This window comes from Acinetobacter pittii (assembly GCF_034067285.1).
Lineage (GTDB): Bacteria > Pseudomonadota > Gammaproteobacteria > Pseudomonadales > Moraxellaceae > Acinetobacter > Acinetobacter pittii_E.
This window is the reverse complement of record NZ_CP139286.1, coordinates 1,950,136-1,971,366: the sequence shown is the minus strand read 5'-3', so window position 1 is coordinate 1,971,366 and position 21,231 is coordinate 1,950,136. Positions and strand designations below refer to the sequence as shown.

Genomic DNA, 21,231 nt, shown 5'->3' with positions numbered 1-21,231 from the left:
ATAGAAATCGGTATACTTTGGCAAATTTTTTTGAGATGACTTGCAGCTATGCATCCTTTTTTCCAAGAATTAAAGCAAGGTAGTCAGGCATTAGGCCTGAACTTAAGCGACGAAGCATTGACGCTCTTGTTGAAGTATCAGGATGCATTAGTGCTTTGGAACAAAGCATATAATCTGACAGCAATTCGCGATCCGAAAGAAATGTTAGTGAAGCATTTGTTGGATAGCTTAAGTATTTTGAAAGATTTGCCAGAAGGTCGATTACTCGATGTTGGTACTGGTGGTGGTATGCCAGGCATGATCATTGCATTATGTCAGCCAGAACGTAACTGTGTGCTACTTGACTCAAATGGTAAAAAAATCCGTTTTTTGAAACAATTTATTGCTGATCTTAAATTGAGCAATGTTGTGGCAGTACAAACACGTGTTGAGAACCAAGATACAATTGATGAGCTTGGACAGTTTGATGTCATCACAAGCCGTGCTTTTGCTTCTTTAACGGATTTTGTAGATGCAGCTCAGCCATACTTACATCAGGGCAGTATTATTGCAGCAATGAAAGGAGTTGTGCCGGTTGAGGAAATTGAGCAGCTTAAGCCAGACTTTTCATGTAAAGTGATTGAGCTGAATGTACCAAGACTTGATGAACAACGTCATTTACTTTTACTTCAACGTATTTAAATAAAAAGTATTAGGGTTACCATGGCTCAAATTATTGCGATTGCAAACCAAAAGGGTGGTGTTGGTAAAACAACGACTGCAGTAAATCTTGCAGCGTCTCTAGCTGTATTAAAGAAACGTGTATTACTTGTAGATATGGATTCACAGGGTAATGCTACGATGGGGTCCGGTATTCAAAAGAACGATCTTTTGTATTCAATTACGGATGTACTACTTGGTGAAGTGCCAATTGAAACAGCTATTCAAAAAGCTGAAGTTGGATATAAAGTTTTAGGTTCTAATCGTGAGCTTTCAGGTGTTGAACTTGCTATTGCAGAGCAAGAGGGCCGTGAGTTCATTTTAAAAAATGCTTTGAATGAAATTAGAAACTCATTTGATTTTATTATTGTGGATTGTGCTCCAAGCTTGAGTTTAATTACAGTCAATGCTTTAGCGGCTGTAGATAGTGTAATTATTCCAATGCAGTGCGAATATTATGCGCTAGAGGGTTTAGCTGATTTAACCCAGACCATTGATCGAATTCAAAAAGCATTAAATCCTGATTTAGAAATTATTGGTGTATTACGTACAATGTACGATGCACGAAATGCCTTAACACGTGATGTATCTGCAGAGCTAGAACAGTATTTCGGCAAAAAACTTTATGATACTGTTGTTCCACGTAATGTCCGCTTAGCAGAAGCGCCAGCACATGGTTTACCTGTGATCTATTTTGAGAAAAGTTCTAAAGGTGCAGTTGCATACTTAAATCTTGCGGCTGAGATGTTAAAGAAAAGTAAAGTGAAGAAAGGAAGTAAAGTATGAGCATCAAAAAACGCGGATTGGCTAAAGGACGTGGTTTAGATGCATTACTTGGTTCAATTCAAAAAGAAAAATTACAACTTGAAGCACAGGCGCTTGACCACGGACAGTTGAAGCAAATTGATGTAAATTTATTAAAACGTGGTGAATATCAGCCGCGTCGTTTTATTCATGAGCACGATTTACAAGAATTAGCATCTTCTATTGAAAAACATGGAGTGATGCAACCTATTGTCATTCGTCCAGTGGATGATGAAGCACATCCGTACGAAATCATTGCTGGTGAGCGTCGTTGGCGTGCTGCACAACTTGCAGGTTTAACTGAAATTCCTGCAATTGTTCGTGATTTAAATGATCAAGTTGCTATTGCTTTAGCACTCATTGAGAATATTCAACGTCAAGACTTAAACCCGATTGATCAAGCAATAGCTTTACAACGCTTCCATGATGAATTTGGCTTAAGCCACCAAGAAATTGCTGACACGGTAGGAAAAGCACGTACTACAGTAAGTAATTTACTACGTTTGTTAAGTTTGGCGGATGAAATTAAAGACTTCATGCAGCAAGGTCTACTTGATATGGGGCATGCTCGAGCTATCTTGACTTTAAAAGGTAAAGATCAATTAGACGTTGCTAAAATTGTAATTGAAAAAGGTTTATCTGTTCGTCAAACAGAGCAATTGGTGCGTGATAGAAGTGAACCTAAACAGGAGAAGGAAAAAGCACCTGTAGCACCAGATATTGAGCAATTAACGCAAAAATTATCAGAGCGTTTTGGTGCTAATGTAAAAATTGATCACAATCAAAAAGGTAAGGGTAAGCTTGTTATTCATTATCATACCTTAGATGAGTTGGATGGTATTTTAAATATTTGTTTGCCTGATTAATTTGCATTTGGGTCATATATTTCTAATTTTATATTCTTGGGGAAGAAGATATGTGGGAACTTGTGAGAGCGGGTGGCTGGTTAATGCTGCCTTTAATTCTATGCTCGATTTTAACTGTTGCGATCAGTATTGAGCGTTTTGTTCGGTTAAGACGTTCACAAGTTCTACCCAAAGCATTAATTGATGATAGTTCTTTAAGAACTGAAGATATTGTGGAAAATTTGGAACAAAATGTAGAAGTGCAAAACAGCGCATTGGCTCACATTTTAAAAGCAGGTTTTGATCATCGTGAGCATGGTGAGCAATTTGCACGTGCCCAAATGGAAGTGGCAGCTTCTCAAGAAATTTCTTATTTAGAAAAAAATATTAATTTCTTAGGAACTTTGAGTGCAGTGGCACCTTTACTCGGGTTGTTGGGTACGGTAGTTGGGATTATTGAATCATTCCTTGTGATTGATTTTGGATCGGCTGGTAGCCCAAGTTTAATGATTCCAGGTATCTCTAAGGCGCTTATTACCACAGCTGTGGGAATGTTAATTGCGATTCCAGCTTTAATCGCGTATCGCTATTTCCAGAGAGTGGTCCAAGATTATGTGGCTGAACTCGAACAGCAATCGACTTTATTTCATGCCTCATTATTCTATAAACGTTCATCGTCTATAGCAGAACACCGTCGTGTTGGGTAATGGGTGAATAACCAGATGAAATTTAAACGTTCTCAGGTCGAAGACATTCATATCAATTTAACGCCCATGATTGATTGTTTGCTGTTCATTTTGGTTTTTTTATTACTGTCGACTACTTTTAATCAGCCAAGTCGCATCAATTTAACGTTACCAGATGCACAAGGTGTTCCACCAAAACAGTACGATCAGAAAATTGAAGTCGTGGTAGACTCTGCTGGTCATTATGCTGTAAATGGTCAGGCACTTTCGTCTAAAGAGGTTGCTGATCTGAGTACTGCGATTAAGCAAGTTGCTCAAGAGCGCCGTGATTTTATGTTCATCATTGCTGCGGATGCTAAAGCGTCTCATCAGGATGTAATTCGCGTTATGGATGTAGCAGGACAACTCGGTTTTGTTAACATCAATATTAGTACCAAAGTTCCTTCTAGAGGTTTTTCTGAGTGAATCAAGATTTTAAGGTTTATTTGCGTCTCATTGCCTATTTAAAACCTTATTGGGGCGTGGCCTTATTAGTTCTTATCGGGTTCGGTATTAACTCAGCAACAGAAGTTTCCGTTGCTAAATTGATTAAATTTATTATTGATGCAATCCAACACAGCAGCAGAGCTGATTTGGATTGGTTCCCATTATTAATCATTTTATTAGTTTTTTTCCGTGGTTTAGGCCTTTTTATGGGCGGTTACTATACTGCGGTGATTTCACGTAGTCTGGTTTTTAGTATTCGACAAGAAGTTTATGCCAAGCTTTTAAGATTACCTGCACAATATTACTTAGATAATTCATCTGGTCATATTACTGCCAAGATTATGTATAACGTTGAGCAGCTAACAGCAGCTTCTTCGGAATCATTAAGAACCATCGTTAGGGATGGAATGATTACCCTTGGGCTATTAGGTTATCTGTTTTATACCAATTGGCGCCTTACGTTATGTATTTTTGTATTTTTACCAGTCATTGGCATATTGGTACGTAAAGCCTCAAAACGAATGCGAAAGCTTTCTTTACAAGTCCAAGATACGATGGGCGATGTGAACCATGTTGTCCAAGAAAGTATTAATGGTAATGCGGTAGTAAAAAGTTTTGCAGGTGAGGAATCTGAACAAGCACGATTCTATAAGTCATCGGAAGAAAACTTAAAGCGTGGTCTGAAAATGGTAATTGTGCAAAACCTGAATAGTCCAGTGGTTCAGGTGGTGATGGCTTGTGCTATGGCCCTTATTGTATGGTTAGCTTTACGTCCACAAATTTTGGGTAGTACGAGTGCTGGTGAATTTGTAGCTTACATTACAGCAGCTGGTTTGTTAGCAAAGCCAGTTAAAAACTTGACTGATGTTAATGAAAAGTTACAACGCGGTTTAGCGGCAGCTCACTCTGTTTTTGAATTATTAGATTTGCCTGAAGAGCAAAATAATGGTCATTTGAAACCTAAATTAAATGGTGCGATTCGTTTTGATCATGTGGCATTAAATTATGCTGATGGCGTACAAGCAATTAAAGATTTCTCTCTAGATATTCTTCCTGGTCAAACTGTAGCGTTAGTTGGTCGTTCAGGTGCTGGTAAAAGCTCATTGGTTAACATGTTGGTACGTTTTCAAGAGGTATCAAGTGGGCAAATTTATTTAGATGGTGTGCCAATTAATGACATTGATCTTTCTTGTCTGCGTACACAAATCGCAATGGTAAATCAGCAAGTTGTATTATTTAACCGTACTGTTCGTGAAAATATTGCTTATGGTCAGTTGCAGAGTGCCTCAGACGAGGAAATTCATGCTGCTGCAAAAGCTGCATATGCACATGACTTTATTATGAATTTACCAAATGGTTATGATACTGTCTTGGGTGCACAAGGCCTAAACTTATCAGGTGGACAACGCCAGCGAATTGCTATTGCTCGAGCTATTTTAAAGAATGCTCCAATTTTAATTTTAGATGAAGCTACAAGCGCTCTAGATAATGAATCTGAACATTTTATTCAGCAAGCATTTGATGAAGCGATGCAAGACCGTACAACTATTGTTATTGCTCACCGTTTATCAACAATTGAAAATGCTGATCGTATTGTAGTGATGGATCAAGGGCAAATTGTTGAACAAGGTACTCACCAAGAACTCCTCACAAAACATGGTGCTTATTATCAATTACATCAACGTAATTTCGAGGATAACTAAGCATGTCATTAGCCCAGCTAATCCAAAATGCATGGAATAAGCAATCAAGTTGGTTGGTTGCTTTACGTCCATTATCTTGCTTGTATCGTGCTGGGTTTCTATTCAATCGTAATCTTTATCATTCAGGTTTTAAGCCGGTTTATAAAGCACCTGTGCCTGTGATGGTTATAGGTAATATTACAGTGGGAGGAAGTGGGAAGACCCCATTATTAATACAACTGGTGAATTATCTACAGCAGCATAATGTAAAAGTGGGGGTAATTAGTCGGGGGTATGGGGGTAGTGGTCCTTTTCCCATGTTAGTTACCTCAGGAGCACAAGTCGCTCAGGTCGGAGATGAGCCTGCATTAATTGTTCAGGCTACAAGTGTACCAATGGCGGTGGGTCCTAATCGGCAGGCTGCTATAGAGCTATTGCTTAAGTCATCAGAAATAGATTTGATTATCAGTGACGATGGGCTACAGCATTGGGCATTAGGACGGCAAATAGAGTGGATTGTACTCGATCAAAATCGTGGTCTAGGTAATAAAAAATTATTACCCGAAGGCTATTTACGCGAACCTGTTGAGCGTTTAGAAACAGGAACGGTGATTGAGCATACTTATAAACCCGTTACAGAATTAAATATGCACCTCGAGGTAGGACAGCCATATTTACTCAATCCTTTGTCTAATTCTAAACCCAATTTCAATCCTGAGAATAGTTATCACGCTGTAGTCGGTATTGGCTTTCCTCAACGCTTTTATCAAACACTTAAAGATTTGGGTCTGAAACAATTTCAAGAACACGCATTTCGTGACCATCATGATTACACAATTAATGATTTGATTTTTAATGATGACCTGCCGCTTGTTACAACTGAAAAAGATGCGGTTAAATTATTAGCATTACTTGAAAAGCATCCTGAATTTAAACAGTCTATTTGGGTGGTTCCTGTTAAAGCCGTCCTGTCTCCACAGTGTTATCAGGTTTTAAAACAGCAATTGCAAGAACTTGATATTCAATTATCTTAGGTAGAAAAAATGAAACACATCGTCATTCCAGCACGCTTCTCAAGTTCGCGTTTGCCAGGTAAACCATTGTTGCTTATTCATAACCGTCCTATGATTTTACGTGTAGTGGATCAGGCAAAAAAAGTCGAAGGTTTTGATGATCTGTGTGTGGCAACAGATGACGAGCGTATTGCTGAGATTTGCCGTGCAGATGGAGTTGATGTAGTTCTTACGAGTTCGGATCATCCTTCAGGAACAGATCGTTTAAGTGAAGTTGCTCGTATTAAAGGCTGGGATGCAGACGATATTATTGTAAATGTTCAAGGTGATGAACCTTTGTTGCCAGCTCAACTTGTCCAACAAGTTGCGAAACTTTTGGTAGATAAACCAAATTGTTCAATGTCTACGTTGTGTGAGCCGATTCATACCTTAGATGAGTTTCAGCGGGACAGTATTGTAAAAGTAGTCATGTCTAAACAAAATGAAGCATTATATTTTAGCCGTGCAACTATTCCTTATGATCGAGATGGGGCTAAGCAGGCTGAACCGACTTTACATACACAAGCATTTCGTCATTTAGGTTTGTATGCTTATCGAGTGAACTTATTACAAGAGTATGTAACATGGGATATGGGTAAACTTGAAAAGCTTGAGAGTCTTGAACAATTACGTGTTTTAGAAAATGGTCATCGAATTGCAATCGCTGTAGCCGAAGCAAATTTACCACCCGGTGTGGACACACAAGCTGATCTTGATCGCTTAAATAATATGCCTGTTGAATCTTTTGAATAAGCGTTAATTTTTAATGAATCCGAATGTAACTTCAAAGGTTTATCCTTGGCAGCAAACAACATGGGATACCTTGACTACAAGGTTTCCCAATATTGGACATGGCCTCTTATTTTACGGCAAGCAAGGGTGTGGGAAACATGCTTTTGCTAAGCATTTTTTAGCGTGGGTGCTTTGTTTAAATAAGCAGGCGCAAGGCCCTTGTGGGGAATGTAGCAGTTGCCAATGGCTAAAATCAGACACTCATCCCAATTATGTTCATATCACAACGGATGAAGAAAATAAAAAGCAGAATGCAAAAATTAAAATAGAAAAGATACGTGACTTACTACCTTTCGTACAACAAACGGGAGAAGGTTGGCGCGTTATTGTGATTGAACCTGCTGAGGCGCTTAATTTGGCATCCTCAAATGCTTTACTAAAGACTTTAGAAGAGCCGGGAGAGCGTGTTGTTTTAATTTTGTTGGCTGATCACTACCTTAAATTACCAGCCACTATTCGTAGCCGTTTACAGCATTTTGCTTTGGATCGTATCTCCTATGAGCAAGCTACATCATATTTGAATGAACATTTATCTGAGATTGCAGAAGTACAACCAGATTTATTACTTGGTTTATCCAATGATATGCCTTTACAAGCAATAGAAATTGCTAAAAGTGACTGGTTTGCGAAAAGGCAGATTTTCTTAAATGACTGGCTTAAGATTGTTGCTCAAAAAGATATGCCTCTATTTTTCTCTGGCAAATGGCAAAAAGAATTAAGTTTTAATGATTTTATAATGCTTTTTGAATACTTGTTGGGTGATTTAATTTGTGTCAAGCTAAATCAACCACAGAAAAATACTGATTTAGATTTTGATCAGTTAAGCTCATATTATGATTTAGAAAGCTTATTTAATATTTATAATGAATTACAACAAGCAAAAAAGCTTGTTGAGCAAAATGTACAAAGTCAACTAATTATAGATCAGTTGTTTATAACGTTAATGAATATCTAAGGGGAAGATGATGCAGCCGCAAATGGGGGGGATTATTCAGGTAAATATTCCTGATAAAGCTACTTTACAAGCAAGCTATATGGGGTATGTGCAAGGTGGAGGTCTATTCGTACCATCAAAACAAAAGGTAAAGATGGGACAAGAAATTTTCATTTTGGCAACTTTGCCTGAGCAGTCTCAAAAAATTCCTCTAACAGGTAAAGTAATCTGGATCTCCCATAAGCAAAGTGGATTTAAACCTCAAGGTTTTGCTATTCAGTTGAGTGGAGATAAGGGAATTTACTATAAAAACGAGGCAGAACGAGTTTTGGCTGGTAGTATGTCTCTAGACCGCCCAAGTTATACCATGTAATTAAATAGGAAAGAAAAGTGTTTGTTGATACGCATTGCCATTTAACGATGTTGGATTTAACGCCTTATAACGGTGATCTGGATCTTGCGCTTGCAGCAGCGCGAGCAGAAGGAGTGTCTAAATTTATGGCAATTTCCGTAGATCTAGATGACCATATTGCACTAGCAGAAATTGCAAAAAAACATGAAGACGTTGGTTATACGGTCGGCGTACATCCTTGTGAAGATGTAGATACTATGGCACGCGCAACAACCGAATATTTAGTTGACTTAGCTCAATCAGAAAAAGTATGGGCTTTAGGTGAAACTGGACTGGATTATTATCACAGTACAGATTTTATTGAGGAGCAAAAGGCATGTTTTGCAAGACATATCCAGGCTTCAAAAATTGTAAAAAAACCAGTTGTCGTTCATACCCGTTCAGCAAAGCATGATACGGTAGATATTATTCGTGCTGAACACTCAACACATGGGATTCTGCATTGTTTTACTGAGGATTGGGAAACGGCTAAAGCTGTGCTGGATTGTGGTTATTATATTTCTTTTTCCGGCATTGTGTCATTTAAGAACGCGCAAGATCTAAGAGATGTAGCTAAGCAGGTTCCCCTAGATCGTCTTTTAATTGAAACAGATAGTCCATATTTAGCCCCTGTTCCATATCGTGGTAAAACAAATGAGCCAAAATATGTGCCTTATGTAGCCAAAGCGCTCAGTGATGTATATGATAAATCGGTTGAGGAAATTGCAATGATCACCTCACAAAATTTTGAGAACTTGTTAAAAGCAATTTAGGTTATAGAAACTATATAAGAGAGTAATTGCGTGAAGATGGATCGTCAGGCTCAGTTCCGAGCAAGAGAAGTATTAATATTTCAGGTTGCGGAACAATTATTGCTAGAAAATGGCGAAGCTGGAATGACACTTGATGTCCTGGCTGCTGAGCTTGATTTAGCAAAAGGAACTTTGTACAAACACTTTCAAAGTAAAGATGAGTTGTACATGCTGTTGATTATTCGTAATGAGCGTATGTTACTTGAAATGGTTCAAGATACTGAAAAGGCCTTTCCAGAACATTTAGCTTTTTTTATGTTGCACCATTTACATCATCCTGAGCGAACAGTTTTATTTCACCAAATTGAAGAAAAACTCTCAATCACTGCTCAAGGTGTCCATCATCTTTTTCATGAGCTTTATCAGGTCCGTAAACAGCGATTGCGAATTATCATTCGTATGACAGATCATTATTTAGAATCTATTCAAAGTAATATGACAACTCGTGATTATTTGGCTTCTATTTGGTCATTAACTCATGGTGCAGCAGCTATTCTCAATTCAAGTTTTTACCAACGGTATTTAGGTTCAAGAGACACTTTGAGAGTGGCTTATATTGATCAGGCATTAGCCTTACCTAAACAAGCTGTTGAACAATATGCTTAGGTCGATATGAAAACTCAATCACCTAAATCCCAAAAAGGTTTTACGCTTATTGAAGTGATGGTGGTGATTGTTATTATGACGATTATGACTTCACTTGTCGTACTTAACATTGGTGGGGTTGACCAAAAGAAAGCAATGCAAGCAAGAGAGCTATTTTTGCTTGATATACATAAAATTGGTAAAGAGTCGCTTGATCAATCTCGTGTTCTAGCTTTATCCACTCTCAGCGAAACCGACGTTTCACCATTTTCTTATGAACTGTATGAATATCACGACCAGAGTAAATTACAGGTTCAAGATATAAAAAATCGCTGGCAAAAATATTCAGAATTTACTACGCGGCAACTGCCTAAACATGTATCGTTTACAGTACAACCTTTAGATACGCAAAACTATTCAAAAGCTACGAATACCGATTTAATTGGAGGGCAAGCTCCTCAGTTAATCTGGTTTGGCAATGGTGAAGCTAAAACCGTTAAAATCCAGTTCTACTTTGAGCAAAAACCAATTGGTTCAGAAATACAAATTGATCATTTGGGTAAAATAAATGAAATCTAAAGGCTTTACTCTATTAGAAGTGATGGTTGCTTTAGCAATTTTTGCAGTGGCGGCTGTCGCGCTAACTAAAGTAGCCATGCAATATACTCAATCTACCTCAAATGCAATTTTTAGAACAAAAGCACAGTTTGTTGCAATGAATGAAGTTGCTTTAATGGAAATAAATCAGGAATGGCTTGAAGGTACACAAAGTAAGCAAGTGACTTCTCAAGGCGAGACTTGGCAGATTGATAAATCTGCGCAATCTACAATTAGTCCAAATGTTCAAAAAGTAGATGTACAAGTTAGTTTATATGATTCTGATAAGGGGAAAGTTCAAAATGGTATTACCCACTTGGTATTTTTTAATTATCCAATGAAAGCGAAATAATGATAAAAAATAAATATTTTTGCTCTCAAAGCACAGCTCCTCGTCTTGCGGCACGATCGAGCAGTGCTCGATTAATTCGTGCCTCAGGATTTACTTTAGTTGAGCTTTTAGTTTCGATTGCAATTTTTGCTATTTTGTCTCTGTTGGGTTGGAAGGTTTTTGATTATTTACTAAAGGTCCGAGATCGTAATACTCAACATGAAGTGCAGTTGTTTGAATTACAAGATGCTTATCAACAAGTTTTGCGTGATACTTTGCAGATTATACCTTTGTCAGCAAATCAAGGCGGGCAATTACATCCAGCTCTAGAGCTTAATAATCAAGTTCTTCGTTTTAGTAAGGCAGGTGTTACTGACCCTTTAAAGCAAGGATTATCACCTTTTGAGCGTATTGAATATCACTATGACCCTGACCAAAAAAAGCTTTATCGTCTTAAATATAGTAATTTAAATACTTCAAATAGAGAACAGCCTCTATCAAGTACACTGTTGAGCCAAGTTGAACAATTTCAAATTATGGTGTTGACACCGCAAGAAGTGACCAGGTGGCCAGAAATTAATCTTGACCCTACAAAATCTGAAGAATTTAAAAAGTTACCGAAAGGCATAAAAATACAACTCACGGTTGCAGGTGTAAGTTATGAGTGGGTTTATAGTTTGAATCAAGGGGTTTCATCGCTCTCCAAAGAAGGAGGAGGGTGATATGTTGCAATATAAAAAGAATCAGCAAGGTGTAGCTTTATTAACCATTTTAATTATGGTTGCTTTGGCTACAATTTTAGCTGCCTCTATTGCAAAGCATCAAACTAATACCATGGAAAATACGGGTTATTTGATGCGTCAAAATCAGTCATTACTTTATGCAAAAAGTGCAGAAGCTTTTTTTTCTGAGTTGTTAATTCAAGATACAAATAATGCTGGTGGTATTGATCATTTAAAGGAAAGCTGGGCACAACCGATGCCACCTTTCCCAATAGAAGATGGAATCGTATCGGGACGTTTACTAGATGAATCAGGTAAATTTAATCTGAACAATTTAACGACCAATGAAGGTACGGTAAACGAAGCTGCTAAAAACTGGTTTGAGCGGTTGCTTGTGCGTGTAGGTTTGCCGGCAGAGTTAAGCCAAGCAGTTATTGATTGGCAAGATCCAGATGACGAACCATCTGGACCTATGGGAGCAGAAAGTAACTATTATGAAGGCCTTGATCCTGGCTATTTTGCTTCAAACGCTAAATTTCATCGTATTGAAGAGTTGAAGTTGGTAAGAGGTTTTGAAGGGAAAAAATATGATTTAATTGCACCATACATATCGGCATTACCTGAAAATACAAAAGTGAATATTAATACTGCATCACCATTAGTATTAGCGAGTATTGATCAAAAATTAGATTTAGGGACTATAGAAAAAGAACTTCAATCACGCCAACAAAATTTAAAATTCTTTCAAAATATTGATGAATTATGGCAATTGAATGCTTTTTCAGCAGTTGATACACAAAAGAAAACTGAAGTTAATAGCCTTTTAGATGTGAATTCGAGCTTTTTTCAGGCACAAATTGAGGTTGTGTTGAATAATAGAAAAAGACAGTTTACAAGTGCCTTAATGCGCAGCGATAAGCAGGTTTATGTATATTCTAGAAATATGGCGCCTTTTAACTAATTGAAAATTTATAATTTATTTGCTTTTGGTGGAATATCGAGGTTTGTAATTATAAATTTTTCTCGAGTACATATTGGAATAAATCTAAATTTTTTATATGCGTAGCTTCAATGTTTCTTCACAAGTCTTATCATACTTTTTGCTAATTGTTTCTAATTGAAAAGTGGTGCGAAATTTTCGTCTTTTGCTTTATAATAATGTTCTTAGAAGGAATGATCGATTTGGCACATGTTAATTCGTAAGTTATTTAAGTTTGAAAATGCACATGTTGTACGTAACTGTACATCGGATCGTTGTAAGCGATCAATTCATGGACATAGCTATAAAGTTGAATTATTGCTTAAAGCTTCGAAATTAGATCATGGGCAAATGGTTTATGATTTTGGACTCCTAAAGGGAGTAATAAAAGATCTTTTCGATAGCTTTGACCATGCAATCTGTTTTTGGGAAAAAGATGATCCCCAATATATTGATGCATGTCAGTCTTTTAGTGCTCGTTGGATTTCTTTACCAGTTTCACCGTCGGCTGAACAGTTTTCACGTATATTCTTTTATCTAGCTCAGCAAGTTTTGCAATCAACAGTCACTCAAAATGGGGAAGGTGATGTTGAAGTGTATTCTGTTATTGTTCATGAGACTGATACTGGATATGCTCAAAGCTTTATTGAAGATATTCAAAACGAACAAATGGGTATTTTAAGTCTCGATAGAATTGTTTTTTCAGAACAAATTCAGATAGAGTGGGCAAATCCACGCATGTATGAAGACTTGAAAACAGGGATTAAATTTAATAATCCTCAAGTTGATTTACAAGTCGAAGTATAAATCGAATTACTTACAGTATTTGTAGAATTGAAAATTGATCTAGGATGACATTAATGCAATTAACTGAGCAACAGCAAGATAAACTCAGTAAAGTTCAATTAGAAGAAAGTTGGAAAAGATCTTTAGCACCTTTTCTATTAAGTCCTCAGATGGATAACTTGCGCGATTTCTTATTTCAACAGAAACAAGCTCAAAAAATAATATATCCACCGAGTAAGCAAATCTTTAATGCTTTAAATACAACACCATTGGCTGAAGTGAAAGTTGTGATTTTAGGTCAAGATCCATATCACGGCCCAAATCAAGCCAATGGATTAAGTTTCTCTGTTCAAAAAGGTATTGCATTACCGCCATCTTTACGCAATATTTTTCATGAATTACATACAGATTTAGGTATTCCAGCTCCTCGCCATGGCGACTTAACAAAATGGGCTAAACAAGGTGTACTCTTGCTCAATAGTGTGCTTACAGTTGAAGCTGGACAGCCGACTTCGCATCAAAAGCAGGGTTGGGAAGCCTTTACTGATGAAGTTATTGATGTTTTAAATGAGCAAAGAGAACATGTAGTATTTATTTTGTGGGGTGCTTATGCGCAGCGCAAAGGACAACGTATAAATAGAGATAAACACTTGGTTTTAACAGCCGCTCATCCATCACCTCTTGCTGCAAATAGAGGGGGGTTTTTCGGATGCAAAGTGTTTTCAAAAACAAATCAATATTTGAAACAACATGGCATTGAGCCCATAGACTGGCAATTGGACGCATGATGAACTCTCCCAATGTAAATAACTATCACCCGGACTTGGTGGTTGAAGAAGCAAAAAATGGCTGGCGTATAGTACGTTTGAATCGTCCTAAATCATTACATGCTTTAGATGAATCAATCGTAACGGCATTATTGCGTGTATTTGAAGATTTCCGTGATGATGAGCGTGTTAAAGCAATTTGGTTAGATTCAACTACACCAAAAGCTTTTTGTGCAGGTGGCGACGTTAGAAAATTACGTCAACTTGTTATAAATCAAGAAGTAGATACTGCAAATAAGTTCTTCCAACAGGAATATGCTTTAGATCTACTCTTACATAATTATGCTAAACCAGTCGTTGTTTGGGGTGAAGGCTATGTGATGGGCGGTGGTTTAGGCTTGTTTATGGCTGCGCCATTTCGTCTAGTAACACCATATTCACGCTTAGCAATGCCTGAAATTAATATTGGTTTATATCCAGATGTTGGGGCGAGCCGTTTCTTGGCTGATCGTGGTCCAATAGGTTTGTTTACCGGTTTAACTGGTTCAATCATGACAGCTGCTGGAGCATATAGCATCGGTTGGGCTACACATATTTGTGAAGCACAGCGTGATAATGTTTTGCAGAAAGTTTTAAATATTAATTGGGCTCATTATCCTGCAGGGGATTTTCGAGCAATTGATGATACTTTAAATAGCTTGCACCGTCCTGTTGCAGCAGGTCCATTGCAAAACTCACTTGATGTAATTCATAGCGTTTGCCGTGGTTTCAATTTTGAACAAGATTATCAAGCGATTGTTAGTTTGCGCGATGCGAGCAGTGATTGGTTGCGCCAAGCGAGTGAAAACTTGCAAAAAGGTTCTCCTAGTACAGCGGCAATTACTTGGTTACTATGGCAATGGGGCAAACAAATACATTCATGGGATGAGGTCTTTGACTTAGAAGCTCAGATTTCTGAGTGGAAAATACGTCATCCTGACTTTGTGGAAGGTGTTCGTGCGCGCTTGGTGGATAAAGACTTATCACCAGAATGGAAGCAATGTGATGATCTAAGCTTAAGAGGTATTTTGGCTGATTGTCCACCGGTGACTTCAATAGATAGCTGGAATGCCTTACTTAGACAGCACGGTGTGATCACCTAAACTAATGACTGAATATAGTGATGAATACTGGATGCAGCTTGCTTACGAGCAAGCTGAATTAGCTGCTCAAAAGGGAGAGATTCCAGTTGGAGCAGTTTTGGTGAGTGAAAATCGACTAATTGGAGCAGGTTATAATGCTCCTATTACTTTGTTAGATCCAACTGCACATGCAGAAATTCAAGCTATTCGGGCAGCATGTTCCTCATTAGAAAATTATCGATTACCTGAAGATACAACTTTATATGTCACTCTTGAACCGTGCACGATGTGTGTAGGTGCATTAGTACATGCGAGAATCAAACATGTAGTTTTTGGCACACCCGAACCTAAAGCAGGTTCCTTGGTAAGTGCACGCCAGTTATTGCAGCAAGGTTATTACAATCACAGGTTTACATTTCAGAATGGCTGTCTGCAAGAAAAATGTGCTCAGCAACTTAGTCATTTTTTTAAACAAAGGCGTGAGCAAAAGAGACAAGAGAAACAACAAAAAACGTCCTTAAATGATTAAAAAATAACATGTGCTTATGGCAAACTAATGCGGTTTTAATGCTATGATTCTATTTAATAAGGACTATTCAATGCGTAATGTAATTACCGTAAAAAAAGAATTTAATGCCCCTCTTAGTGATGTATTTAACTTGCTCTCTAAGCATTCAACTTATAATACTGCTTTTGCACCTTTACAAGTTGTGCGTGTAAAAGACTCAGCTGATTCTAAAAGACCTGATGGTTTAGGCTCAGTTCGACGTATGGGCTTTGGTCCAATCAAGCCCCTTAAAGAAGAAATTACATTGCTTGAAGAAAATAAAAGTATTGAATATAAATTAATAGATAATCCTTTGATTAAACATCATTTAGGTAGAATCGAGTTTTCTGAAATTACCCCATATATTACTTTAGTTACATACCGCATCGAGTTAACGGCAAAAGCGCCAGTGGTAAGTAAATTAATCCTTGCACAGCTAAAACTAGCCATTACACTAGGCTTTTCGAGATTAGCTAAAGCAGTTGCTTCTTAGTGAGAGTTCAATGACAGTTCAAATTATTACTATTGATGGTCCGAGTGGTTCGGGTAAAGGAACATTGGCTGCAAAACTTGCAGCACATTATCAATATCATTTACTTGATTCGGGTGCGTTATATCGTTTGTTAGGGTTGTCATTACATAAACACGATTTATTAGAGAAATTAGATAGTCAGCTTGATGAATGTATTCAATATGCACGTCAACTGGATATTAAATTTGAGACTTCTGCATCAGGGATTTTGGTTTTTTTGGATGGTGAAGACGTGTCTCAAACAATTCGTACAGAACGAGTTGGTGAATACGCATCAAAAGTTGCAGTGGTTCCAGAGCTTAGACAAGCGTTATTTGAAAGACAAAGAGCTTTTGCGCAAAACCCTGGTTTAGTTGCAGATGGTCGTGATATGGCAACATCTATCTTTCCTGAAGCAAACGCTAAAATTTATCTGACAGCTTCGGCTGAATCGCGTGCTGAGCGAAGAGTAAAACAGTTGCAGGGTATGGGGCTAGATGCTAAAATAAACGACATTTTAGCTAATATACAGGCGCGTGACAAAAGAGATATGGAGCGAGAAGTTGCTCCGCTCAAGCCAGCCAAAGATGCTTATATCATTGATAGTTCGGAATTAACGATCGATCAGGTATTTAAGTTAATGGTTGATTATGTCGATAGCCGTACTATTTAGTAAATAGAATTATCAGTTGAAGCATAGCTTGATCAGTCTATAAAGACTATGTTGATACTTAACTAAACCGGCCTTGTCTGATCCAAGACCGCTGAATTTATCAGGTATATCATGACCGAATCTTTTGCAGCCCTCTTTGAAGAAAGTGAATTAAACCTCAACGTTGAAAAGGGTGCAGTCATCCAAGGTGTTGTTGTAAACATCGATAGCGACTGGGTAACTGTTGACACTGGCCTAAAGTCTGAAGGCATTGTTGACCGTGCTGAATTTTTAAATGAACAACGTGAACTTGAAGTTCAGGTTGGTGATACTGTTGACGTAGTTGTTGAAGCACTTGACAACGGTATGGGTCAAACAGTTTTATCACGTGAAAAAGCTAAGCGTGCTGAAACTTGGACTAAACTTGAAAAAATCTTTGAAGATGGCGAAATCGTTACTGGTGTTATCTCTGGTAAAGTTAAAGGCGGTTTCACTGTTGACATCGGTCCTGTTCGTGCATTCTTACCAGGTTCATTAGTTGACACTCGTCCTATCCGTGACACTACTCACCTTGAAGGTAAAGAGTTAGAGTTCAAAGTAATCAAACTTGATGCTAAACGTAATAACGTTGTTGTATCTCGTCGTGCTGTTATGGAAGCTGAATCTTCAGCTGACCGTGAAGCATTACTTGCTCAACTTGAAGAAGGTCAAACAGTTACAGGTACTATCAAAAACCTTACTGATTACGGTGCATTCGTTGATCTTGGCGGTATTGATGGTCTTCTACATATCACAGATATGGCTTGGAAGCGTATCAAGCACCCTTCAGAAGTTGTTGAAGTTGGTCAAGAAGTTACAGTTAAAGTACTTAAATTTGACCGTGAACGTAACCGCGTATCTTTAGGCCTTAAACAATTAGGCGAAGATCCATGGTTAGCGATCATGAGCCGTTACCCTAAAGGTTCTATCGTTAAAGCTCGCGTAACTAACTTAACTGACTACGGCTGTTTCGCTGAAATCGCTGAAGGCGTTGAAGGTTTAGTTCACGTTTCTGAAATGGACCACACTAACAAAAACATCCACCCATCTAAAGTTGTTCAGATTGGTGATGAAGTTGACGTTATGGTTCTTGAAGTTGATGAAGAACGTCGTCGTATCAGCCTTGGTATCAAACAAACTCGTGCTAACCCATGGGAAGAGTTTGCTAAAGCTCATGAGAAAGGCGAAAAAGTATCTGGTACTATCAAGTCTATCACTGACTTTGGTATCTTCATTGGCTTGAACGGCGGTATCGACGGTTTAGTACACTTGTCTGATATCTCTTGGAACGAGCAAGGTGAAGAAGCTATTCGTCGTTACAAGAAAGGTGACACTGTTGAAGCTGTTATCCTGTCTGTAGACGCTGAAGGTAACCGTATCAGCCTTGGTATTAAGCAATTGAACAGCGATCCGTTCAATGACTTCTTAGCTGCTAATGAACGTGGTGCTTTAGTTAAAGGTACTGTAACTGCAGTTGATGCTCGTGGCGCAACTGTTAAGTTAGCTGACGAAGTTGAAGCAACTCTTAAAGCTTCTGAAATCAACCGTGACCGCGTAGAAGATGCGACTAAATTCTTAGAAGTTGGTCAAGAAGTTGAAGCGAAGATCATTAACGTTGATCGTAAATCTCGCTCTATCAACTTGTCTATCAAAGCGAAAGACGAAGCTGAAGAGAAAGAAGCAGTTGCTAGCTTGCGTACAGCAACAACAAGTCAAGACAATGGTCCTAAGACTATTGGTGACTTGATCAAAGCACAAATGAAGTAATAAGTTAACAAAGTACAGTTTCATGTAACGGAATTGTACTTTTTATACAAATTACTGTAAACGGTAGCCTAGTATTCAACATACTGCGCTACCGTTTTGTATTTAAACAGGTTATTATCGAACGACATAGAGTAGCAATAAATAACGAGGTCGTAGATGACTACTGAAGCTCTTAATAAGTCTGATTTGATTGAACGCATTGCGCTAAAAAACCCACACTTAGCTGAACCTTTGGTGGAAGAGGCGGTTAAAATTATGATTGATCAAATGATAGAAGCACTATCAACTGATAATCGAATTGAAATCCGTGGTTTTGGTAGCTTTGCTTTACACCACCGTGATCCAAGAGTTGGTCGCAATCCTAAAACAGGAAAATCAGTTGAAGTTGCAGCTAAAGCTGTTCCACATTTCAAACCCGGAAAAGCCCTTCGTGATGCTGTAAACGAATCTGGGAAATAAATAAAATTTATAAGTCGGGGTGCCTATGCGTTATATTTTAATTGCATTGCTTATTGTTGTATTTGGCTATTCTTTAGCACTTGTTTTGCAAAATCCAACAGAGCTTTCTGTTGATTTGTTATTTACTCAAGTTCCTGCTATGCGTTTAGGCTTATTATTGCTACTCACATTAGTACTAGGAACAGTGGTCGGTCTTTTACTAGGTGTACAGGTTTTCAGAGTATTCCAAAAAGGTTGGGAAATTAAACGCCTGCGTAAAGATATTGAACATTTAAGAAAAGAACAAATCCAAAGTGCTCAATTAGCAGCAGCAGAAGCAGCTGCTAATGTAAGACATGAAAAAACCGTTGTAGATATTTATCCGCAAGATAAAAATTCTACTCCGCTATAATCCCCGTACTACTCTTTATTGATGAGTAAAGAGTAGTATCGCCCTAATGTAATCCATTCTTCTTTTATTCTTCTAAATATAAACTCTTTTAGTCTTATCGCTTTTAAATTTGGAAAGCGAGCATCTACATTCCTTTATTCCTTCATGATTTGTCTATTATAATAACGCTGATTTTATATGATGGAAGAAAGTCTCTTGAGTATCATTGTTGCGTTAGATGCAAAAAGCCAATATGACGCTTTAAAAATTGTTGAACAGCTTGACCCTGCTTTGTGCCGTGTAAAAGTAGGTAAAGAGCTTTTTACTCATGAAGGCCCCTCTGTTGTAAAAAAACTCCAAGAACAAAATTTTGAAGTTTTCCTCGACCTTAAATTTCACGATATTCCTAATACTACAGCTCAAGCTGTTTGTGCGGCAGCTGATTTAGGCGTATGGATGGTAAATGTTCATGCTTCAGGTGGTCGTAAAATGATGGAAACCTGTGTTGAACGTTTAAAAGCAGGTAACTATCAAACTCAACTTATTGCTGTGACAGTACTCACATCAATGGGCCGTGAAGATTTAAAAGATATTGGTTTAGATATTGAACCTGTAGAGCATGTGAAGCGCTTAGCTCAATTAACTAAAGAAAGTGGCTTGGATGGGGTGGTTTGTTCTGCTCAAGAAGCTAAGATTCTTCGCGAATTGATCGGGCAAGACTTCTCTTTGGTAACACCAGGAATTCGCCCAGAGGGTTCTAATGCAGACGACCAAAAACGTATTGTGACTCCAAAGCAAGCTATGCTTGATGGTTCTACACATCTGGTTATTGGTCGACCGATTACTAAAGCAGAAAACCCAACAGAAATGTTGAAATCTATTTTGGCTTCAATTGCCTAAAGATTTAGGAATAAGCTAATTAACAACGGGGCGAGTAGGCTTAATAATAAGCCACTCATCATGGCATGTGGTACATAATGTGTACCGCATGACTGTTTTACCATTGCTAAGGTAACATCCATTGACGTTGCGCCAGCGCTTGAGATAGCAGGGCGTGGAAAACGCCAACCCATGGTATACATTAGAAAAATAGCAACAATTTCTCTAAATAAGTCAGTTAATAAGGCGATTCCACCCAACTCTGCTGAATGTAATTGCGTAAATAAGATCCCTGACATTGAATACCAGCCATAACCTTGTGCTAAAGCTAAAGTTTCATTAAGTGTAAAATGCTTGTGAAGTAAATAGTAATTCAAAAAGCCCGCTATACATGACCCTAGAAAAGCAGCTAAAGGTACAATTAAAATTTTCCAGCTTAACCATGTACGGTTAAAATGAGTGAAGGCAAGTTCAATACCAATTAAGAAAATAAATAGTAATAATAAATACCAACTATTAAATGCCATATGTGAGTTGAATTGAGTGGCAATAGCTCCCAATAAAACACCTATCCCTAATGCAAAAAAAGCTTTTGCAATATTTTTTAAAGCATTTACAAAAAGCTGAAGTGAGATTTTCCCTTTAACACTTTGTTTATCAAAAATTGTATAGGCCAATAAACAGGTAAAGAAAGAACCGAAAGATGTTGTAAGAGCAATAATAATCGCTGGTGGGAGTATGGCAGAAGGATTCTCAATTTGGTCAAGGGCCAATGTTAATTCTAAAGCTACACTCGCTAAGAGAATATAAGAAAAATAGGGAAGTATTTTAAATATGAAGTGTCGGATATTTAGAGATAGTTTTGGAGCTAAAAAATAACCGGAAGCAAGTGCTAAAAATATTTGAATGATGAGATAAAAGGATTGCATATAATAG

Annotated in this window: 27 protein-coding genes; 26 read left to right on the top strand and 1 reads right to left on the bottom strand. The window is 37.8% G+C overall.

The genetic code is table 11. From position 1 onward, the window contains the following. The first annotated feature begins 48 nt into the window (after positions 1–48). The 26 genes from rsmG (at position 49) to pyrF (ending at position 20,316) form a co-directional block, all read left to right on the top strand. The gene (gene rsmG / locus SOI81_RS09250) at positions 49–681 is read left to right on the top strand and encodes a 16S rRNA (guanine(527)-N(7))-methyltransferase RsmG (protein ID WP_224991771.1); all 633 of its coding nucleotides are present in this window, start codon (positions 49–51) and stop codon (positions 679–681) included. 21 nt (positions 682–702) lie between these two features. After that, entirely contained in the window at positions 703–1,485 is a 783-nt protein-coding gene (soj, locus tag SOI81_RS09245) for a ParA family protein (protein WP_002121458.1), read from the top strand. After that, positions 1,482–2,369 (top strand): ParB/RepB/Spo0J family partition protein, encoded by an 888-nt coding sequence (spoOJ, locus tag SOI81_RS09240; RefSeq protein WP_239976065.1) that lies wholly within the window; start codon positions 1,482–1,484, stop codon positions 2,367–2,369. The genes soj and spoOJ overlap by 4 nt, the downstream gene beginning before the upstream one ends. A gap of 50 nt (positions 2,370–2,419) precedes the next feature. Further along, a complete protein-coding gene (locus tag SOI81_RS09235) occupies positions 2,420–3,055 on the top strand; it encodes a MotA/TolQ/ExbB proton channel family protein (RefSeq protein WP_033849857.1) in 636 nt (211 codons plus the stop codon). Positions 3,056–3,070: 15 nt separating this feature from the next. Further along, entirely contained in the window at positions 3,071–3,499 is a 429-nt protein-coding gene (locus SOI81_RS09230; RefSeq protein ID WP_016141204.1) for an ExbD/TolR family protein, read from the top strand. Next, a complete protein-coding gene (gene msbA, locus SOI81_RS09225) occupies positions 3,496–5,223 on the top strand; it encodes a lipid A export permease/ATP-binding protein MsbA (RefSeq protein ID WP_016141203.1) in 1,728 nt (575 codons plus the stop codon). The genes SOI81_RS09230 and msbA overlap by 4 nt, the downstream gene beginning before the upstream one ends. A gap of 2 nt (positions 5,224–5,225) precedes the next feature. Continuing rightward, entirely contained in the window at positions 5,226–6,236 is a 1,011-nt protein-coding gene (gene lpxK / locus SOI81_RS09220; protein WP_239976064.1) for a tetraacyldisaccharide 4'-kinase, read from the top strand. Positions 6,237–6,245: 9 nt separating this feature from the next. Continuing rightward, positions 6,246–7,007: a 3-deoxy-manno-octulosonate cytidylyltransferase gene (gene kdsB, locus SOI81_RS09215; RefSeq protein ID WP_239976063.1), complete on the top strand. Its 762-nt coding sequence runs from the start codon at positions 6,246–6,248 to the stop codon at positions 7,005–7,007. 13 nt (positions 7,008–7,020) lie between these two features. After that, positions 7,021–8,001, top strand: coding sequence for a DNA polymerase III subunit delta' (holB, locus tag SOI81_RS09210; RefSeq protein ID WP_239976062.1), 981 nt, complete (start codon positions 7,021–7,023; stop codon positions 7,999–8,001). A 10-nt stretch (positions 8,002–8,011) separates the two neighbouring features. Further along, a complete protein-coding gene (gene pilZ, locus SOI81_RS09205; RefSeq protein ID WP_025470317.1) occupies positions 8,012–8,353 on the top strand; it encodes a PilZ domain-containing protein in 342 nt (113 codons plus the stop codon). A 17-nt stretch (positions 8,354–8,370) separates the two neighbouring features. Further along, positions 8,371–9,144 carry a TatD family hydrolase gene (ycfH, locus tag SOI81_RS09200; RefSeq protein WP_224991778.1) on the top strand — a complete coding sequence of 258 codons (774 nt, stop codon included), beginning with the start codon at positions 8,371–8,373 and terminating at the stop codon, positions 9,142–9,144. 36 nt (positions 9,145–9,180) lie between these two features. After that, positions 9,181–9,789 (top strand): TetR/AcrR family transcriptional regulator, encoded by a 609-nt coding sequence (locus SOI81_RS09195; protein ID WP_016141197.1) that lies wholly within the window; start codon positions 9,181–9,183, stop codon positions 9,787–9,789. Between the two features lie 6 nt (positions 9,790–9,795). Beyond that, on the top strand, positions 9,796–10,347 hold the full coding sequence (locus tag SOI81_RS09190) for a type II secretion system protein (RefSeq protein WP_239976061.1): 552 nt from the start codon (positions 9,796–9,798) through the stop codon (positions 10,345–10,347). Continuing rightward, positions 10,337–10,717, top strand: coding sequence for a type II secretion system minor pseudopilin GspI (gspI, locus tag SOI81_RS09185; RefSeq protein ID WP_239976060.1), 381 nt, complete (start codon positions 10,337–10,339; stop codon positions 10,715–10,717). Before SOI81_RS09190 ends, gspI begins: the two co-directional genes overlap by 11 nt. Beyond that, positions 10,717–11,418, top strand: coding sequence for a type II secretion system minor pseudopilin GspJ (gene gspJ, locus SOI81_RS09180; RefSeq protein WP_239976059.1), 702 nt, complete (start codon positions 10,717–10,719; stop codon positions 11,416–11,418). The genes gspI and gspJ overlap by 1 nt, the downstream gene beginning before the upstream one ends. Position 11,419: 1 nt before the next feature. Further along, positions 11,420–12,379, top strand: coding sequence for a type II secretion system minor pseudopilin GspK (gene gspK / locus SOI81_RS09175; RefSeq protein ID WP_239976058.1), 960 nt, complete (start codon positions 11,420–11,422; stop codon positions 12,377–12,379). Between the two features lie 228 nt (positions 12,380–12,607). Then, positions 12,608–13,204 (top strand): 6-pyruvoyl trahydropterin synthase family protein, encoded by a 597-nt coding sequence (locus SOI81_RS09170; protein WP_239976057.1) that lies wholly within the window; start codon positions 12,608–12,610, stop codon positions 13,202–13,204. A 53-nt stretch (positions 13,205–13,257) separates the two neighbouring features. Next, positions 13,258–13,971: a uracil-DNA glycosylase gene (gene ung, locus SOI81_RS09165; protein WP_016141191.1), complete on the top strand. Its 714-nt coding sequence runs from the start codon at positions 13,258–13,260 to the stop codon at positions 13,969–13,971. Beyond that, positions 13,968–15,092, top strand: coding sequence for an enoyl-CoA hydratase/isomerase family protein (hibch, locus tag SOI81_RS09160; protein ID WP_080649467.1), 1,125 nt, complete (start codon positions 13,968–13,970; stop codon positions 15,090–15,092). The genes ung and hibch overlap by 4 nt, the downstream gene beginning before the upstream one ends. A 4-nt stretch (positions 15,093–15,096) precedes the next feature. Further along, positions 15,097–15,600: a tRNA adenosine(34) deaminase TadA gene (gene tadA / locus SOI81_RS09155; protein ID WP_320540588.1), complete on the top strand. Its 504-nt coding sequence runs from the start codon at positions 15,097–15,099 to the stop codon at positions 15,598–15,600. Between the two features lie 70 nt (positions 15,601–15,670). After that, positions 15,671–16,111, top strand: a complete 441-nt coding sequence (locus tag SOI81_RS09150) for an SRPBCC family protein (RefSeq protein WP_239968327.1) — start codon at positions 15,671–15,673, stop codon at positions 16,109–16,111. Positions 16,112–16,121: 10 nt separating this feature from the next. Next, positions 16,122–16,802 carry a (d)CMP kinase gene (gene cmk / locus SOI81_RS09145; RefSeq protein ID WP_016141187.1) on the top strand — a complete coding sequence of 227 codons (681 nt, stop codon included), beginning with the start codon at positions 16,122–16,124 and terminating at the stop codon, positions 16,800–16,802. A gap of 111 nt (positions 16,803–16,913) precedes the next feature. Beyond that, positions 16,914–18,587 (top strand): 30S ribosomal protein S1, encoded by a 1,674-nt coding sequence (gene rpsA, locus SOI81_RS09140; RefSeq protein ID WP_002121348.1) that lies wholly within the window; start codon positions 16,914–16,916, stop codon positions 18,585–18,587. 156 nt (positions 18,588–18,743) lie between these two features. After that, entirely contained in the window at positions 18,744–19,046 is a 303-nt protein-coding gene (gene himD / locus SOI81_RS09135; protein WP_002121337.1) for an integration host factor subunit beta, read from the top strand. A gap of 25 nt (positions 19,047–19,071) precedes the next feature. Continuing rightward, the gene (locus SOI81_RS09130; protein ID WP_016141186.1) at positions 19,072–19,437 is read left to right on the top strand and encodes a lipopolysaccharide assembly protein LapA domain-containing protein; all 366 of its coding nucleotides are present in this window, start codon (positions 19,072–19,074) and stop codon (positions 19,435–19,437) included. 180 nt (positions 19,438–19,617) lie between these two features. Then, positions 19,618–20,316, top strand: a complete 699-nt coding sequence (pyrF, locus tag SOI81_RS09125; protein WP_320138561.1) for an orotidine-5'-phosphate decarboxylase — start codon at positions 19,618–19,620, stop codon at positions 20,314–20,316. Here pyrF and SOI81_RS09120 read toward each other — a convergent pair. Then, complete coding sequence (locus SOI81_RS09120; RefSeq protein ID WP_239968323.1) at positions 20,313–21,224, bottom strand: lysine exporter LysO family protein; 912 nt, start codon at positions 21,222–21,224, stop codon at positions 20,313–20,315. The two genes, pyrF and SOI81_RS09120, sit on opposite strands and share 4 nt — an antisense overlap. Positions 21,225–21,231: the final 7 nt, after the last annotated feature.

Excerpts from the sequence above, each read along its gene's own strand:
- SOI81_RS09190 (WP_239976061.1), top strand. The coding sequence starts at position 9,796 with ATGAAAACTCAATCACCTAAATCCCAAAAAGGTTTTACGCTTATTGAA.
- gspK (WP_239976058.1), top strand. The coding sequence starts at position 11,420 with ATGTTGCAATATAAAAAGAATCAGCAAGGTGTAGCTTTATTAACCATT.
- gspI (WP_239976060.1), top strand. The coding sequence starts at position 10,337 with ATGAAATCTAAAGGCTTTACTCTATTAGAAGTGATGGTTGCTTTAGCA.
- holB (WP_239976062.1), top strand. The coding sequence starts at position 7,021 with ATGAATCCGAATGTAACTTCAAAGGTTTATCCTTGGCAGCAAACAACA.
- SOI81_RS09230 (WP_016141204.1), top strand. The coding sequence starts at position 3,071 with ATGAAATTTAAACGTTCTCAGGTCGAAGACATTCATATCAATTTAACG.
- gspJ (WP_239976059.1), top strand. The coding sequence starts at position 10,717 with ATGATAAAAAATAAATATTTTTGCTCTCAAAGCACAGCTCCTCGTCTT.
- tadA (WP_320540588.1), top strand. The coding sequence starts at position 15,097 with ATGACTGAATATAGTGATGAATACTGGATGCAGCTTGCTTACGAGCAA.
- ung (WP_016141191.1), top strand. The coding sequence starts at position 13,258 with ATGCAATTAACTGAGCAACAGCAAGATAAACTCAGTAAAGTTCAATTA.
- SOI81_RS09170 (WP_239976057.1), top strand. The coding sequence starts at position 12,608 with ATGTTAATTCGTAAGTTATTTAAGTTTGAAAATGCACATGTTGTACGT.
- pilZ (WP_025470317.1), top strand. The coding sequence starts at position 8,012 with ATGCAGCCGCAAATGGGGGGGATTATTCAGGTAAATATTCCTGATAAA.
- hibch (WP_080649467.1), top strand. The coding sequence starts at position 13,968 with ATGATGAACTCTCCCAATGTAAATAACTATCACCCGGACTTGGTGGTT.
- SOI81_RS09130 (WP_016141186.1), top strand. The coding sequence starts at position 19,072 with ATGCGTTATATTTTAATTGCATTGCTTATTGTTGTATTTGGCTATTCT.
- SOI81_RS09195 (WP_016141197.1), top strand. The coding sequence starts at position 9,181 with ATGGATCGTCAGGCTCAGTTCCGAGCAAGAGAAGTATTAATATTTCAG.
- lpxK (WP_239976064.1), top strand. The coding sequence starts at position 5,226 with ATGTCATTAGCCCAGCTAATCCAAAATGCATGGAATAAGCAATCAAGT.
- soj (WP_002121458.1), top strand. The coding sequence starts at position 703 with ATGGCTCAAATTATTGCGATTGCAAACCAAAAGGGTGGTGTTGGTAAA.
- SOI81_RS09150 (WP_239968327.1), top strand. The coding sequence starts at position 15,671 with ATGCGTAATGTAATTACCGTAAAAAAAGAATTTAATGCCCCTCTTAGT.
- kdsB (WP_239976063.1), top strand. The coding sequence starts at position 6,246 with ATGAAACACATCGTCATTCCAGCACGCTTCTCAAGTTCGCGTTTGCCA.
- himD (WP_002121337.1), top strand. The coding sequence starts at position 18,744 with ATGACTACTGAAGCTCTTAATAAGTCTGATTTGATTGAACGCATTGCG.
- cmk (WP_016141187.1), top strand. The coding sequence starts at position 16,122 with ATGACAGTTCAAATTATTACTATTGATGGTCCGAGTGGTTCGGGTAAA.
- rsmG (WP_224991771.1), top strand. The coding sequence starts at position 49 with ATGCATCCTTTTTTCCAAGAATTAAAGCAAGGTAGTCAGGCATTAGGC.
- rpsA (WP_002121348.1), top strand. The coding sequence starts at position 16,914 with ATGACCGAATCTTTTGCAGCCCTCTTTGAAGAAAGTGAATTAAACCTC.
- pyrF (WP_320138561.1), top strand. The coding sequence starts at position 19,618 with ATGGAAGAAAGTCTCTTGAGTATCATTGTTGCGTTAGATGCAAAAAGC.
- SOI81_RS09235 (WP_033849857.1), top strand. The coding sequence starts at position 2,420 with ATGTGGGAACTTGTGAGAGCGGGTGGCTGGTTAATGCTGCCTTTAATT.
- spoOJ (WP_239976065.1), top strand. The coding sequence starts at position 1,482 with ATGAGCATCAAAAAACGCGGATTGGCTAAAGGACGTGGTTTAGATGCA.
- SOI81_RS09120 (WP_239968323.1), bottom strand. The coding sequence starts at position 21,224 with ATGCAATCCTTTTATCTCATCATTCAAATATTTTTAGCACTTGCTTCC.